General features: G+C 70.4%; 9 protein-coding genes. 5 read left to right on the top strand and 4 right to left on the bottom strand.

Translation table 11 applies throughout. The features are described 5' to 3' along the window. Position 1: 1 nt before the first annotated feature. Both ACJX2R_RS06485 and ACJX2R_RS06480 read right to left on the bottom strand, forming a co-directional pair. Positions 2-730 (bottom strand): succinate dehydrogenase, encoded by a 729-nt coding sequence (locus tag ACJX2R_RS06485; RefSeq protein ID WP_413099212.1) that lies wholly within the window; start codon positions 728-730, stop codon positions 2-4. Between the two features lie 135 nt (positions 731-865). Then, positions 866-1,447, bottom strand: a complete 582-nt coding sequence (locus ACJX2R_RS06480; RefSeq protein WP_413099211.1) for a TetR/AcrR family transcriptional regulator — start codon at positions 1,445-1,447, stop codon at positions 866-868. 232 nt (positions 1,448-1,679) lie between these two features. Between ACJX2R_RS06480 and ACJX2R_RS06475 the strand changes: the two genes are divergently transcribed. The 3 genes from ACJX2R_RS06475 to ACJX2R_RS06465 all read left to right on the top strand — a co-directional run bounded on the left by ACJX2R_RS06475 (position 1,680) and on the right by ACJX2R_RS06465 (position 7,744). Beyond that, on the top strand, positions 1,680-3,506 hold the full coding sequence (locus ACJX2R_RS06475) for a flavin-containing monooxygenase (protein WP_413099210.1): 1,827 nt from the start codon (positions 1,680-1,682) through the stop codon (positions 3,504-3,506). A 57-nt stretch (positions 3,507-3,563) separates the two neighbouring features. Continuing rightward, positions 3,564-5,171, top strand: coding sequence for a hypothetical protein (locus ACJX2R_RS06470; protein ID WP_413099209.1), 1,608 nt, complete (start codon positions 3,564-3,566; stop codon positions 5,169-5,171). A 131-nt stretch (positions 5,172-5,302) separates the two neighbouring features. Next, a complete protein-coding gene (locus tag ACJX2R_RS06465) occupies positions 5,303-7,744 on the top strand; it encodes an Orn/Lys/Arg decarboxylase N-terminal domain-containing protein (protein WP_413099208.1) in 2,442 nt (813 codons plus the stop codon). Positions 7,745-7,790: 46 nt separating this feature from the next. Here the strand turns inward: ACJX2R_RS06465 and ACJX2R_RS06460 are convergent, their stop codons facing one another. Next, positions 7,791-8,765 (bottom strand): zinc-dependent alcohol dehydrogenase, encoded by a 975-nt coding sequence (locus ACJX2R_RS06460; RefSeq protein WP_413099207.1) that lies wholly within the window; start codon positions 8,763-8,765, stop codon positions 7,791-7,793. Positions 8,766-9,007: 242 nt separating this feature from the next. Between ACJX2R_RS06460 and ACJX2R_RS06455 the strand changes: the two genes are divergently transcribed. Both ACJX2R_RS06455 and ACJX2R_RS06450 read left to right on the top strand, forming a co-directional pair. Next, the gene (locus ACJX2R_RS06455; RefSeq protein ID WP_262700152.1) at positions 9,008-9,637 is read left to right on the top strand and encodes a malonic semialdehyde reductase; all 630 of its coding nucleotides are present in this window, start codon (positions 9,008-9,010) and stop codon (positions 9,635-9,637) included. A gap of 636 nt (positions 9,638-10,273) precedes the next feature. Next, complete coding sequence (locus ACJX2R_RS06450; protein WP_413099206.1) at positions 10,274-13,171, top strand: helix-turn-helix transcriptional regulator; 2,898 nt, start codon at positions 10,274-10,276, stop codon at positions 13,169-13,171. Between the two features lie 17 nt (positions 13,172-13,188). On the opposite strand, the gene ACJX2R_RS06445 is transcribed toward ACJX2R_RS06450, so the two are convergent. After that, positions 13,189-14,787 carry a bifunctional 3-(3-hydroxy-phenyl)propionate/3-hydroxycinnamic acid hydroxylase gene (locus tag ACJX2R_RS06445; protein ID WP_413099205.1) on the bottom strand — a complete coding sequence of 533 codons (1,599 nt, stop codon included), beginning with the start codon at positions 14,785-14,787 and terminating at the stop codon, positions 13,189-13,191. Positions 14,788-14,909 lie beyond the last annotated feature (122 nt).

The following is a 14,909-nucleotide window of genomic DNA, read 5'->3' as shown; positions in this document are numbered from 1 at the left end:
GTCAGCTCACCACTCCGGTCATGACACCGACGGGTATGGAGATGAACCCGGCGGTGAGAACGACGGCCAGGGCGTTGGCGATGGCCTTGAGGGCGCGGTCACGGGTGTGGTTGCCCGCGCCGAGGGTCTGCGCGGCGCTCCAGAAGCCGTGCCGGACGTGCATGCCCATGGCCAGCATCGCCACGATGTAGATGACGTTCCCGTACCAGGTGGAGAAGGTGTCCACCACGTTCTGGTACGGATGGCCCTCCTGGAATCCGCCGGAGTGCGTGGTGCCGGTGGTGAGGTCCAGGATGTGCCAGACGATGAACAGACCCAGGATCACCCCGCCCCAGCGCATGGTCCGGGTGGCATAGCTCATCCGTGGCTTGGTGTGGACGTACTTCTGCGGGCGAGCCTTGATGTCGCGCCGACTCAGCTGGTAGGCGGACACGGCGTGCAGGACCACCGCGGCCAGAAGGACGATCCGGGCGATCCACAGGCCCCACTCATGGTGCAGAACGGGGGCTCCCATGACACGCAGCCAGTGTCCGTAGGCGTTGAACTCCCCGGGGCCGAAGAAGATCTTCATGTTCCCGAGCAGGTGGGCGCAGAGGTAGCCGATCATGATCAGACCGGTCGCGCCCATGACGATCTTCTTGCCGAGGGTCGATTGCCAGAAGTTGAGCGCCATGGACGGCCGCCGCTCCGCCCGCGCCGGACGCTGCTCCGGCCGCGTTGTCAATGCCATGAACACGACGGTAGAACCAGGCGGGTCAAAAGGGCCAAGATATGATTCTGATTATCTCGATAGGCGATGCCTATCGAGGGCCGCTCAGATCTGGCCACGCTTGACATTGTCGTCCACGCGGCCAGGGAAAACCGGTCAGCGGAAGCCCTCGCGGGTGATGGCGAGCGCCTGCCGGAGGAGGTCCACGACATCGCGCTCGCGGCGTTCGAGAGCCGTCTGCCCGACGACGCGGAAGGCGGCGAGGAGGGTCGCGGCGAGGATCTGGGCCCGCAGGGGCGTGTCCGGTCCGGCGGGCAGGCGCTCCTCGACGGCCACGGCGAGATCGCGTTCGGCGGCGGCGTAGGTGGCGACCAGTTCGGGCAGCAGCGCCGGGTGCAGACGCAGGGTCCGGTAGCGCTCCTCCTGCTCCGGGTCGGCCAAAAACTCGGTGGAGTGCTGCTCGGCGGCGCCGATGACCGCCGCCATCAGGGATTCCCGCGCCGGGCGGGCGCGGATGAGCTCGACCAGCCGGACCGTACGCGCCCGGTCGTGGTGCAGCAGCGCCTGCTCCTTGCTGGCGAAGTAGTTGGAGAAGGTGCGCCGGGAGACGGTGGCGGCATCGGCGATGGCCTCCACCGTGAGGCTCTCGACGCCGTGCTCGGCGGCGAGGAGCACGGCGGCGTCGTGCAGCGACTGGCGGGTCGCCGCCTTCTTGCGCTCGCGCAGGCCGGTAGTCATCGCCGAGGAGCATACGGGAGAAGGCCGATTCTTTCCCATTGGGCAATCTTGCGCAGTGGGAATGTTTCTGTGAGGCTGAGCCCGCGCCGCCGATCAGTCGCCAGCCGGTCGGCCACGGCTGATCAGGCGCCGACCGATCAGCCACCGGTCAACGCCACCCGGATGGCATCCGAGCCCCGGACGGCATCCGAGCCCCGCACACCTTCCGACGCCAGAGGCCCGAGGACCCCCTATGCCCACCCCCCAACGCCCGCCCACCGCCATCACCTCCATGGACACCGAGGAGCTGGGATTCGACCCGGACGCCCTGCGGACCAAGTACCGGGCCGAGCGCGACCGCCGGATCCGCCCCGACGGCAACAAGCAGTACCGGCGCATCGCCGGGGAGTTCGGCTCGTACGCCCAGGACCCTTATGTGGAACCGGGGTTCACCCGGGAGCCGCTGTACGACCGGGTCGAGGTGCTGATCATCGGGGGCGGATTCGGCGGTCTTCTCGCCGGAGCGCGGCTGCGGCAGGCCGGTGTGCGCGAGATCCGCGTGATCGAGCAGGGCGGGGACTTCGGCGGGACCTGGTACTGGAACCGCTATCCGGGTGTCCAGTGCGACATCGAGTCCTACGTCTATATGCCCCTGCTCGAGGAGGTCGGTTACATACCGCGGTGGCGCTACGCACCCGGTGAGGAGATCAGACAGCACGCACGGGCGATCGGGCGCCACTTCGACCTCTACCGCGATGTCTGCTTCCAGACCCAGGTGACCGAACTCCACTGGGACGACACCGAGTTGGAGTGGACCGTGCACACCGACCGGGACGACCGCATCCGGGCGCGCCATGTGGTCGTCTCCAGCGGAACACTCAGCCGGGCGAAACTCCCCGGCATCCCCGGGATCGAGACCTTCCAGGGGCATACGTTCCACACGAGCCGCTGGGACTACGACTACACCGGCGGCGACGCGAGCGGCGGTCTGCACAAACTGGCCGACAAGCGCGTGGCCCTCATCGGCACCGGCGCGACCGCCATCCAGGCCGTCCCACATCTTGGGCGCGACGCCGAACGGCTGTATGTGTTCCAGCGCACGCCGTCCTCGGTCGATGTGCGCGGCAACCGCCCCACCGACGAGGGCTGGGCCGCATCGCTCACGCCCGGCTGGCAGCGGCGCCGCAGGGACAACTTCCTCACCATCGTCACCGGTGGGCAAGCGGACGAGGACCTGGTGGACGACGGTTGGACGAGCACCGCCCGGCTACAGCAGAAGCTCATCCCGACCGACAGCTACGCCGCCCTCCCGCCCGAGGAGCGCGAACGCCTCTACGAGCTCGCCGACTTCCAGAAGATGAACGGAATCCGCGACCGAGTGGACTCCATCGTCGAGAACACGGCGACGGCCGAGGCCCTCAAGCCCTGGTACCGCTATATGTGCAAGCGTCCCACGTTCAGCGACACCTATCTGGACACCTTCAACCGGCCCAACGTCACACTGGTGGACACGGCCGACCACGGGGGAGTCGAGCGCATCACCGAGAAGGCGGTCGTGGTCGGCGGGGTCGAGTACGAGGTCGACTGTGTCATCTTCGCCACCGGCTTCGAGGTCGGCGTCTCGGGAATCACCTCCGGACTCCTCCCGGTGCGCGGCCGGGGCGGTATCACCCTGACCGAAGCCTGGAGCGGCGGCCCGAAGACACTGCACGGCTTCTACAGCCACGGCTTCCCCAACCTCTTCCAGCTCGGCCCGCTACAGAACGCCAGCTCGGTCAACTATGTGCACATCCTCGATGAGCAGGCCATCCATGTCGCCGAGGTACTCGCCGAGGCGCGCAAGCGCGGGGCCCGGTATGTCGAGCCGACCGCCGAGGCGGAGGCGGCGTGGCGCGCCATGATCCGTGAGAAGGCGGCGGACCTGTACGCCTTCCACGCCGAGTGCACCCCCGGCTACTACAACAACGAGGGCATGCCGAGGGAGCGCAGCGAGTCCTTCGGCGACGGTCCGATCGCCTTCCACGAACTGCTCAGGCAATGGCGCGCGGACGGCGGCATGGACGACGTGCTGGTCCCCTGACGCCGATGTGTGCCACGTGTGACACCGATGTCTGCCACTTGTACGGAAGGAGAGGCGATGCACCCCAGCCGGTTCGACGACACCGGCCGTACGCGGGTCACGAGCGATCGGATGGAGGTGCGGCGACTCACCCGGGCGAACCGGCTGTGGGGCTCCAACGGCGTCACCTTCGGCCCCGACGGGCGGCTGTACGTGGCGCAGTTCCTCGCCGGGCAGATCAGCGCCGTGGACCCGGCCTCGGGTGACATCGAGGTGGTGGTGCCGCTCGACGGCCCGGTGGAGGCGCCGGACGACCTGGCCTTCGGGGCGGACGGTTCGATGTACATCGCCGATCTGACCCCCGGCCGGGTGTGGCGGCGCGGCACCGAGGGCGAGTACACGCTCGTCTCCGACCAGGTGTCGGTGCCCAACGGCATCACCTGCGTCGGCGACCGCCTCTTCGTCAACGAGATGAAGATGAACGGCCGCCTGATGGAGCTGTTCCCGGGCGGTGGCGACCCGGCGGTGCTGACCGACGGACTGGCCCTGGGCAACGCGATGCAACTCGGCCCGGACGGCTGTCTGTACTACCCGCAGATGATGCGCAACGAGGTCTGGCGGATCCCGCCCGACGGCGGGGTGCCCGAGCTGGTGGCCGAGGAGGTGGACGACCCGGTCGCGGTGCGGTTCGACCGTGGCGGCGTCCTCGTCGTCCTCTCCCGTGGCAGGGCCGGGGTGGTGACCCGTATCGATCTGAACACCGGGGCCCGGTCGGTCGTCGCCACCGGCGTCGTGGGGCTGGACAACGCCGCGTTCGACCACGAGAACCGGATGTTCGTGTCCAGCTTCGCCAGTGGCGGGATCGCGGAGGTCGACGCCGACGGCCGGACCCGGGTGGTGGTCCCGCAGGGGTTCGACGGGCCCTTCGGCATCACGGTCGACCTCGGTGGCACGGTGTACGCGGCCGACCACTTCCGGCTGGCGAACCCGGATGCCACCGGCCACGACGGACAGGAGCCCGGTGTCGTCACCCATGAGCTGATGTACGCCGTGCACAACGTCACCGCCGACGACGACCTGCTGCACCTCACCTCACAACTCGGCGATGTGCGCACCCACGACCCCGTGGACAGGACCACGCGAGTGCGCGCGACCGGGCTGGACCAGCCCACCGGAATCGCCGTCGCACCGGACGGCTCCCTCGTGGTCGCCGAGACCGGGTCCGGCCGTATCGTGCGCATCGATGACACCGACACGGTCAGCGTGCTCGCCGAGGGACTGGACCACCCTCTGGACATCGCCTTCGACGGCCGGGGGCGCTGCTATGTCAGCGACGACCGGCGCGGCGCGGTGCTGCGACTGGAGGACGGCGAGGCGGTGGTCGTCGCGGACGGGCTCGGCGAACCGCAGGGGCTGGCCGTGCGCGGCGACGAGCTGTTCACGGTGGAGGTCGCGCACCGGCGGCTGCGGGCGATCTCGCTCGTCACGGGCGAGAGCAGGACCGACGCGGAGGATCTGGCGGTCGGCCTGCCGCCCGGAATCACCCGCACCGAACCCGAGCCGACTCCCGGAGTCCCCGGCCGCCCGCGCCAGTTCGCCGGGCTCGCCGTCGCACCGGACGGGGCCCTCCTCGTATCGGCCAACGGGGAGGGGAGTGTGCTGCGCCTGGACGCGTGTGCCGAGTGAGCCGCCGCGGCTCCAGGATCCCATCCGGGGTGATTTTCCCTCCTTCGTGTGATCTTCCAGGTACATGTCCCCATGTGCCGGTCTGTTCCTGAACACTGGACGGACAGGGGAGGCACGCCGAGGAGGGGGATATGGCGGGCGACACGGTTCTGTTCGCGGTGCGGGAGCACCCCGGGGACGACACGGTCGGAGCCGAGCAGTTGCGCAGGATCCGCAAGGAGCTGGAAGCCGGCGGGTTCGCGGTGCGGTGGGCCGACACCGGCGCCGACGCCCGGACGGTGCTGCGCACCGAGGCCGGTCTGGCCGCCGCGCTGGTCGACTGGGGACTCGACCCGTGCGGCGGCGCGGACGGTGGACCGGGCGGCCCACCGCGCGGCGAACCTGATGGCGAGTTGGGTGGCGCCGCGGTGCTGCGGCAGGTCGGACGGCGGTTCCAGAATCTGCCGGTCTTCCTGATCGCCGCCGATGAGAGCCTTGAGGAACTGCCGCTGTGGGTGTCGGAGACCGTGGTCGGCTATGTCTGGCCCACGGAGGACACCGCCGCCTTCATCGCGGGGCGGATCTCCAGCGCCGCCCGCGCCTACCGCGAGGCCGTTCTGCCGCCGTTCTTCAAGGCGCTGCGCCGCTTCGACGATACGCATGAGTACTCATGGCACACCCCGGCCCACTCCGGCGGTGTCGCCTTTCTGAAGTCACCGGTGGGCCGGGCCTTCCACGACTACTTCGGGGAGCGGCTCTTCCGCAGCGATCTGTCGATCTCGGTCGAGGCGCTCGGTTCGCTGTTCGAGCACACGGGCCCGATCGGCGACGCGGAGCGGAACGCCGCCCGGGTCTTCGGCGCCGACCTCACTTACTTCGTCCTCCACGGCGACTCCACCTGTGACCGCCTGGTCGGCCACTTCAGCGTCACCCGGGACGAGATCGCGCTGGTGGACCGGAACTGTCACAAGTCGGTGCTGCACGGTCTGGTCGTCTCCGGCGCCCGTCCGGTCTATCTGATCCCCACCCGCAATGGCTACGGACTGTCCGGGCCGCTGCCCCCGGATGAGATCCGGGCGGCCACGGTGGCCGCCCGGATCGCGGGAAACCCGCTGACGCGCGGCGCGCTCTCCGCCGAGGCCCAGTACGCGGTCTTCACCAACTCCACCTACGACGGGCTCTGTTACGACGCCGTGCGGGCCGTCCGAGGGCTCGCGGCCAGCACCCCGCGCGTCCACTTCGACGAGGCATGGTTCGCCTACGCCCGTTTCCACCCCCTCTACGCCGGGCGCTACGGCATGTCGGTGGGGCCCGACACCTTCCCCGGGCCCGACCGGCCCACTGTCTTCGCCACCCAGTCCACCCATAAGCTGCTGGCCGCGCTCTCGCAGAGCGCCATGGTGCACATCAAGCCCGCGCCCCGGGCCCCGGTGGAGCACGACCGGTTCAACGAGGCGTTCATGATGCACGGCACCACCTCGCCGTTGTATCCGATGATCGCCTCCTTGGATGTCGCCACCGCGATGATGGACGGGCCTCAGGGCCGCTGGCTGATCGACGAGGCGGTGGCCGAGGCGGTCCGCTTCCGTCAGTCGGTGGTGCGGATCGGGCGCCGTATCAAGGCCGCCGGGGACCGCCCCGGCTGGTTCTTCGGGATCTGGCAGCCGGAGACCGTGACCGACCCGGCCAGCGGTGAGCGGCTGCCCTTCGACGAGGCCCCGGCCGAACTGCTGCGTACGGACCCCTCGTGCTGGGAGCTGGAACCGGACGCCGAGTGGCACGGTTTCCCGGGGCTCAGCCAGGGCTACTGCATGCTCGATCCGCTCAAGGTCACCGTGACCTGCCCGGGGATCGACGCAAGTGGCCGGACGGCCGATTGGGGCATCCCCGCCCGGGTCCTCACCTCCTATCTGGCGACCCGGCACGTGGTGGTCGAGAAGACGGACAGCTACACCACCCTGGTCCTGTTCTCCATGGGCATCACCAAGGGCAAATGGGGGACCCTGCTGGACGCCCTGATGGACTTCAAAGCCCTCTACGACGAGGACGCGCCGCTGGACCGCGTCCTGCCCGAACTGGTCGCCGCGTACCCCGGCCGGTACACCGGCCGGACCCTGAGTGAGCTGTGTCAGGAGATGCACGACCAGCTACGTGAGGTGAGCCTGGTCCAGCTGCTGGACACCGCCTTTCAGGAGCTGCCGGAGCCGGTCGTTCCGCCACAGCTCTGCTACCAGCGACTCATCCGCGGCGGCACCGAGCGGGTGCGGCTTTCCGAGGCGGCGGGGCGGGTGGCCGCGGCCATGGTCACCGTCACACCACCCGGTATCCCGGTGCTGATGCCCGGTGAGGGCATCGGCACGCCCGACGGTCCACTGCTGCGCTATCTGACCGCGTTGGAGACGTTCGACCGGCGGTTTCCCGGATTCCGCAGTGAGACCCATGGCGTGACCCTCGACCCGGAAACCGGCGACTACCTGATCGAGTGTCTGTCCCGGGGCGAGGAGGCTTCCGGAGCGGCCCTGGGCGATGCGCGCGGGCTCGCTGTCCCGGCTCCCGCGACGGCTCCGGCCGCAGCCCCGGCGGAGCGCCCCTGAGTCCGTCGGCCGCGCCCGCCGCCAGGGCGGTCACCGCTCCGACGCCTCAGGACAGGTCGACCCACACCTTTCCCGACGCGGTGTACGCCGCGGTGAACGCCTCCTGGACGTCGTCGAGGGGGTAACCGTCGCTGACCACCGCGCCGAGCCGGGGTGGGGTCCGGGACTCAAGGGCGCTGACGGTCTGTGCGAAGTCCACCGGATGGTCGTAGATCATGCTGCCGATGAGGGTGATCTGGCCCGCCACCAGATCGCGCGGTGAGACCCCGAGCGGGGCGGTGTCCATCCCGATCAGCACGGCGGTGCCGAGTTTGGCGAGCCGTCGCAGCCCCTGCTCGACCACGCCGGGGGCTCCGGAGGTCTCGAAGAGACAGGGGAGTCCGGCCGCGTCCGTCGGCAGGGGCGTCGCGCCGAGGGAGCACGCACGGTCGAGCCGGGCCTCGTTGGGCTCCTGGACGAACACCGTCACTCCGTGGTCGACCAGCGCCTGGCACAGCAGCAGCCCTTGGGAGCCGGCCCCGATCACCAGACAGCTCTGCCCCGGTGCGATCCCCGAGCGCCGCATCGCCGCCCGTGCCACCGTCGCGGGTTCCACACAGACCAGATCCTCGACGGGCAGACGCGGGGCGACCGGCCATACGAACGCGGCCGGAGCGACCACGTAGTCACTCAGCAGACCGGGGACGGTCAGTCCCACGGCGGCCCGTCCGGCACAGGCCGATGTGCGCCCGGCGCGGCAGGGATCGCACATCAGACAGCAGTAGTCCGGTTCGATGACCACGTCCTGGCCGATGCGCAGACCGCTGACCTCATCGCCCAGCTCGACGATCCGCCCCGTCCCCTCGTGGCCCAGGATCCAGGGCAGGCTCGGTGGCCGTCGGCGTCCCGCGTGCACCGCGAGATCGGAGCCGCACAGCCCCGTGCCCCGCATACGGATCAGCACATCCCCCGGGCCGCAGGACGGCTCCGGCACGGACACCACGGACAGCGCGCCGGGCTCGGTCAGCACGGCGGCCCTCAAGGGAACGCCTGCTTTCCGATGGGACGCGCCGTCGGCATCATGCCAAGAGCGTGCCACACATGATCCGCGCGGCGATAGACCACATCACCCGCCACCCGCCACCCGCCACCCGCCACCCGCCCACGCCACCCGCCAGCCGCCCACGCCACCGGCCCACCTGACCGAGTCCCCGGCCACCGCACATCTCGTACGCGTACGCTGTGGGCGCAATCGACTTACCCGAGTTAGGAGTTGGAACGGCCATGTCGGACAGCACCCTGGCCCCCGATATCGATCAGGCCCTGTACGCACTCTCACCCGAGGGTCGGAAACTTCTCTTCACCGAGGCCAAGACGGCCTATGACTTCAGCGACAAGCCGGTGGGCGACGACCGTCTGCGGGCCATCTACGAACTGTTCAAATGGGCCCCGACGTCGGCGAATATCAATCCGCTGCGCATTCTGTACGTACGCACCGAGGAAGGAAAGCAGCGGCTGCTGCCCGGGGTGGCGCAGCCCAATCAGGAGCAGACCGCCTCGGCCCCGGTCACCGCGGTGCTGGCCGCGGACACCCGTTACCCGGAGTATGTGCCGTTCCTCGCTCCGTCCAACCCGCAGTTACAGCAGATGCTGGAGGCCAACCAGGAACTGCGCGAGACCCACATGGACTTCAACGCGGTACTCCAGGCAGGCTACTTCGTGCTGGCCGTCCGCGCGGCGGGGCTCGCCGCCGGGCCGATGAAGGGATTCAACGCCGAGGCGGTGGACAAGGAGTTCTTCCCCGATGGCCGGTGGCGCTCGCTCCTGCTGGTCAACATCGGCTACCCGAGCCCCGAAGCCTTCCGGGACCGGCTTCCGCGCCCCTCGTACGAGCAGGCGGTCCAGCTCGTCTGACCTCAGCGGACTGATGTGAGGCGCCCACCTCCACGGGGTCAGGCCGCTGGCCACGGTGGCCTGACCCCCCTTCGCGCCTGGCCTTCGCCGGGGCCTCCACCTGGCTTCGGCGCCGGGCGTAGCACCCCCTCGCGGGTGTCCGCCCCGCTCGGCGGCGGCACGCCGAGCCCCGTACGAGGAACCCATCAAGCACCGTCGATTTTCGGCCCAATCACCGACCCCCATCCCGTCGCCCACACCGCCCGTACGGTGCCTTCCCACGGCGACGAGGACCACGTAGCATCGGCCGAAAAGTGCGGCGTGATCGTTTCGTGATATACAACTCATTCGCTTGACAGCGCGGTGCGCCGGGACCTACGCATAGGACCCGAAAGTGCCCCCTACCCGGTGCATGTCGTCGCCCCTACTCGGTGCATGTCACAGCCACCACACGCTGTTCGCATGCTGTTGAAGAACAAGACTCCGGCCGGCTCGCGTCTTTCCCTCATCCATTTCTCTCCCCCTGGCGGTAGGCCACGGGCATCAAGGGTGGACAACGCACCTGTGCCACTGAGGAGTTCTGCCTGCTCGTCATGCGCTTTCGCGCGGGCACGCCCCATGAGCGGCCGCGCGGATGGAGGAATGTCAGAAAGCGGGGTGCCTGTGAGCTTGTTGGAGTGCCACGATTCCACGGTTGGCGCCGGTCGGTCGGCGATCGGTTTCCGGAAGGACCGGACGGACCAGGAGGACCGGGGAGACGAGGGGGGCCGAGCGCCCGGCGGGGCGCTCCCCGATCTGGTCGAGCGCGATGACATCCTGGTCGCCCTGGGCCGGCTGCTCGCCGATGCCACAAGAGGCAAGGGGCAGCTGGCCGTCGTGGACGGGCCGCTGGGAAGTGGCAAGAGCAGGCTGGTGCACGAGTTCCTCGAATCCCTCGAACCGGACGGCGCCCGCGTGCTGAGGGCCACCGCCTCGCTCCGCGAGCACCTTCTGCCGTTCGGCGTGGTGACCCAGCTCTTCCACGGCATGACGATTCCGCCGCCCAGCCGGGACCGGGTGCGCGGGCTGCTCGCCTCGGCGGTCGAACACACCGTCACCGATGGGCGGTTAGCCGGGGGCGGCTGGGAGACTCAGGTCGTCGATGTCTTCCAGAAGCTCACCATGGAGCTGGCCCATCTGGCCGAGACCACCCCCTTGGTGATCTGCGTCGACAACGCCCACTACCTGGACCCGCCCTCGCTGCACTTCCTCGCCGGCCTCGTCCCCTGGCTGCATTCCGCCCGCATCCTGGTGCTCCTCACCGATGACCACACTCTGCGGTGGCCGCGTTCGCCCCTGCTGGCCGGACTGCTCTCGCAGAGCCCCAACGCCCACCGGATCGCCGTACGGCCCCTGAGCCGTGGCGGAGTCGACGCCCTGGCCGTCCGGCTGCTCGGCCCGCACACCGCGTCCCCCCGGCTCACCGCGGAGTTCCACCGCATCAGCGGCGGCAACCCCCTGGCCGTGCAGGCCCTGATCATCGATCAGCAGGCGGGCGGTGCCTGCTATCCCGAGGGTTACGGCCGGGCGCTGCTCGAGCTCGTGGCGCACTCCCGGCCGTCGATGCTGTCCGTGGTGCGCGCCCTCGCCGCGCTCGGCGGTGCGGCACCGGCGGCGGACGTGGCCCGGCTGGCCGGGGTGGACGCCACGGTGACCGGCTGGGCCCTGAACGCCCTGGTCAGCGCCGGACTGCTCACCAAGGGCCAGGCGTTCCGCCATCCGGTGGCCGCCACCGCCGTACTGGACGACATGCCCGCCGACAGCCGGGCCGCACTGCACCGCGCGGCCGCCGAGCTGCTGCACGAGGCCGGGGCACCCGCGCTGACGGTGGCCGGGCAGTTGCTGAGCGCCGGGGGCCCCGGCGCCGACAGCGCCACCGAGGTGCTGGTCACGGCCTCCGACGAGGCGCTGGCGACCGGCGATGTGGGCACCGCGCTCAGCTGTTTGGACCTCGCCCAGCACACCCGGGCCGACGACCCCACCGCGGCACGCATCCGCGCCCGGCTCAGCAGGCTGGAGTGGCAGCTGAAGCCGCAGGTCGCCGTCCGTCATCTCCGCCCCCAGCTACGCGACTTCACCGCGGGCCACCTGGACCGCCGGGAAGTCTCCGAACTGGTGCTGGGCCTGGCCCGGGCCGGTGCGCTCGATGAGCTCACCGCCCTGCTGGACACCCTGCGCACCCGCGCCCACCGGGGCGCCGGCCCCGGAACCGAGGACATCCGCCCCCTGACGAACTGGGCGGCGATGGCATACCCCCTCCACACCGGACTGCGGAAACTGGCCCACTCGGTGGCCGCCGCCACCCCGGACGCCGCCCCCTGCCACGACCCATGGCTGCCCTCGGCGGTCACCCTGGCCGACGATCTGGTCCGCGGACGCGACGACCAGCTGGCACACCGCGCCGAACTGCTGCTGCGCACCTTCCACCTCGACCACGGCTCGCTGTGGAGCGCCGAGTCCGGAGCGCTCGCCCTGCGCGCGCTGCTCCACGCGGGCCGCCTGGACGAGGTCGTGGTCTGGTGCGAAAAGCTCGAGACCGAGGCCGCCGCCCACCAGGCCGTCGCCTGGCAGGGGAAGTTCCTCGCCCTCCGCGCCGAGGCCCATCTGCGACAGGGGCACCTGATCTCCGCCCATGACCTGGCGGCCCGCGCCATGACCCTCGTACCGCCGCAGGGCTGGGGAGTCGGCCTGGCCGAGGTGCTGGGCTGCGCCATCCTGGCCGCCACCCGCTCCGGCAGGCTGGAGCAGGCGGAGAAGTACGTGGCGCAGCCGGTCCCCGAGCAGGCCCTGCACAGCCATCACGGCGCGCACTATCTGCACGCCCGGGGCCACTACCGGCTGGCCACCCACCACCCTCAGGCCGCGCTCGCGGACTTCCTGGCCTGCGGCAGATTCGCCGAGACCTGGCAGGCGCCCGGCGCCGACGTGGTCCCGTGGCGCACCAGCGCGGCCGAGGCATGGCTGGCACAGGACGACCAGGAGCAGGCCAAACGTCTGGTACGGGAGCAGATGGCCCGGCTGCTCCCGGGCCCCTCGCGGGCCCGCGGGCTGTCTCTGCGCACCCTGGCGGCGGTCAGCCGGGTCACCCGCCGCCCGCAACTGCTCACCGAGGCCGTCGACATGCTCAAGGACAGCGGTGACGACTACGAGCTGGCCCGTGCGCTGATCGACCTCAGCACCGCCTTCAAGGACACCGGGGACCAGCGCAACGCGCGCCGGGTGGCCCATCGCGCCTGGCACCTGGCGAAGCAGACCGGGGCCGAGCACCTGTGCCGGGAGGCCGCGCTCGACCCCATCGACCCCGAGGCCGCGATGTCCGCGCATCACCGCCAGGACGGGCTGTCCGCGCTCACCACACAGGAGCGGAGGATCGCGCTACTGGCGGCCAAGGGCTACACCAATCGCGAGATCGCCGCCAAGCTCTACATCACCGCCAGCACGGTCGAGCAGCACCTCACCCGGGTGTTCCGTAAAGTCAACGTCAAGCGGCGGCAGGATCTGCCGCACTTCCTCTAACCTCCCTCTCAGTCCGGTCACTTCGACAGCCCGGACCTGAACTGATCGACCAGCGCGGTGAGTTCACGTGAGGTGCGGGCCGCGCCGTAGACGTGGTGATCCGGGCGCACCAGCAGGAACCGTGCCCGTGCCGCCCGCAGAAACGGCAGATACACCTCGTCGACGTCGATGACGGCGCCCGGTGCCGCCTCGGCGCCCTCCGCCACCATATGCGCCATACGCGTACCGAGCCCGGTGAGGAAGGTGAGCTCCGACTCCTCCAACGCCACGGCCGGATCCACCGACCCCAGCAGCACCGGGCCGGTGCCCACCACCTCGTCGAACAGCCCGGTCACGCCCTCGTACCGCACCCGGCCCTGGGGCATCACCTCCCCGGCCGGTGGCACCGGCGCCGTGCCGATGCCGGTGTACAGCAGGCCGGTCCGCAGTGGCGGACCCGCGGCGCCGTGCTGCCCGCCCCGGCCGGTGTCGGCGCCGCCCGCGAGCAGCGAGGCGTCCCGGCTCGCGGCGGTGGCGGCGTCGGTCACACACAGCACTCCGCCCAGCCGCACCGCCGTGTCGATGGCCTCCCGCACATGGCCGACGCGCTCCCGCGGATAGGTGTCCAGCAGCCCCTCACCGGCGGCGCCGCGCAGCACCAGATCCAGCTTCCAGGACAGATTGAGCACATCCCGGATGCCCGCGCACATGCCCTGACCGGTGAACGGCGGCATCAGATGGGCGGCGTCCCCCGCCAGCAGCACTCGCCCCCGCCGCCACTCGTCCGCCCAGACGGCCTGGAAGCTGTAGACGGTGTGCCGGTGCAGGGTGGCGTTCTCCGGGGTGACATCGAAGCGCTCCAGCAGCCGCCAGGCCGTCTCCGCCCGGTTCAGCTCGGCCACGCTCTCCCCGGGCAGCCGCATGAACTCCCAGCGCCTGCGCCCCGGTCCGCTGCCCACCGCCGTCGTGGGCCGGGCCGGATCGCAGTGCTGCACATTGAGCGGGGAGAAGACCCGCGGTTCGTGGAGCACCACATCGCACAGCAGCCAGTCGAAGGAGAAGCCGAGATCCGTCCGGCGCACCCCGATGTGGTCGCGGACGAAGCTGTTCGCCCCGTCGCATCCGACCACCCATGAGGCGCCGCACCGCAGCCGCTCGCCCGCCGTGTCCATCGCGGTGAGCTCAACCCCGGTACCGTCGTCCACCAGCTCCGTCGCCTCGTAACCGCGCAGCACCCGCAGATTGGGCAGCCCCTCGGCACGGGCGCACAGCACCGCCTCCAGCGCGGGCTGGTGCATCGTGGTCGTCTCCGGCCAGCCGTGCGCACCGCGCTCGGCGAGCTCGACCCGCAGCAGCGACCTGCCCTCGGCGTTGCGCCAGTCGTAGGCGTCGGCCGGCAGGCCGATCTCCGGATACGACCCGGCCGCCCCCAGCGACGCCAGGGTCCGGGCCGTCTCACCGTCGAAGCTGGTCGCCCGCGGCAGTGTGTACGGGTCTTCCCACCGCTCCACGACCAACACCCGCCACCCCCGGGTGGCCAGCAGGATGGACAGCACCTGACCGATGGGTCCGTAGCCGACGATGAGCACATCCGCATCCGGGGTTTCCGGCCCCCTGCCAGAGCCCGCAGAGCACATCCGCGCCTCCCTCCTCCGGTGCCGCGAAGCTATCAGCGGAGGCCGAACGGACTGGGACAAAGGGGGCTTGACGATCACGAAGTAAGGGGGGATGAGGGGGGTGAATCAGGGGATTCTCCTAG

It is taken from the genome of Streptomyces sp. Inha503, assembly GCF_047215865.1.
Classification (GTDB): Bacteria; Actinomycetota; Actinomycetes; order Streptomycetales; family Streptomycetaceae; genus Streptomyces; species Streptomyces lycopersici.
Note: the sequence above shows the minus strand (reverse complement) of the source record. Positions and strands in the feature narration are given on the sequence as shown.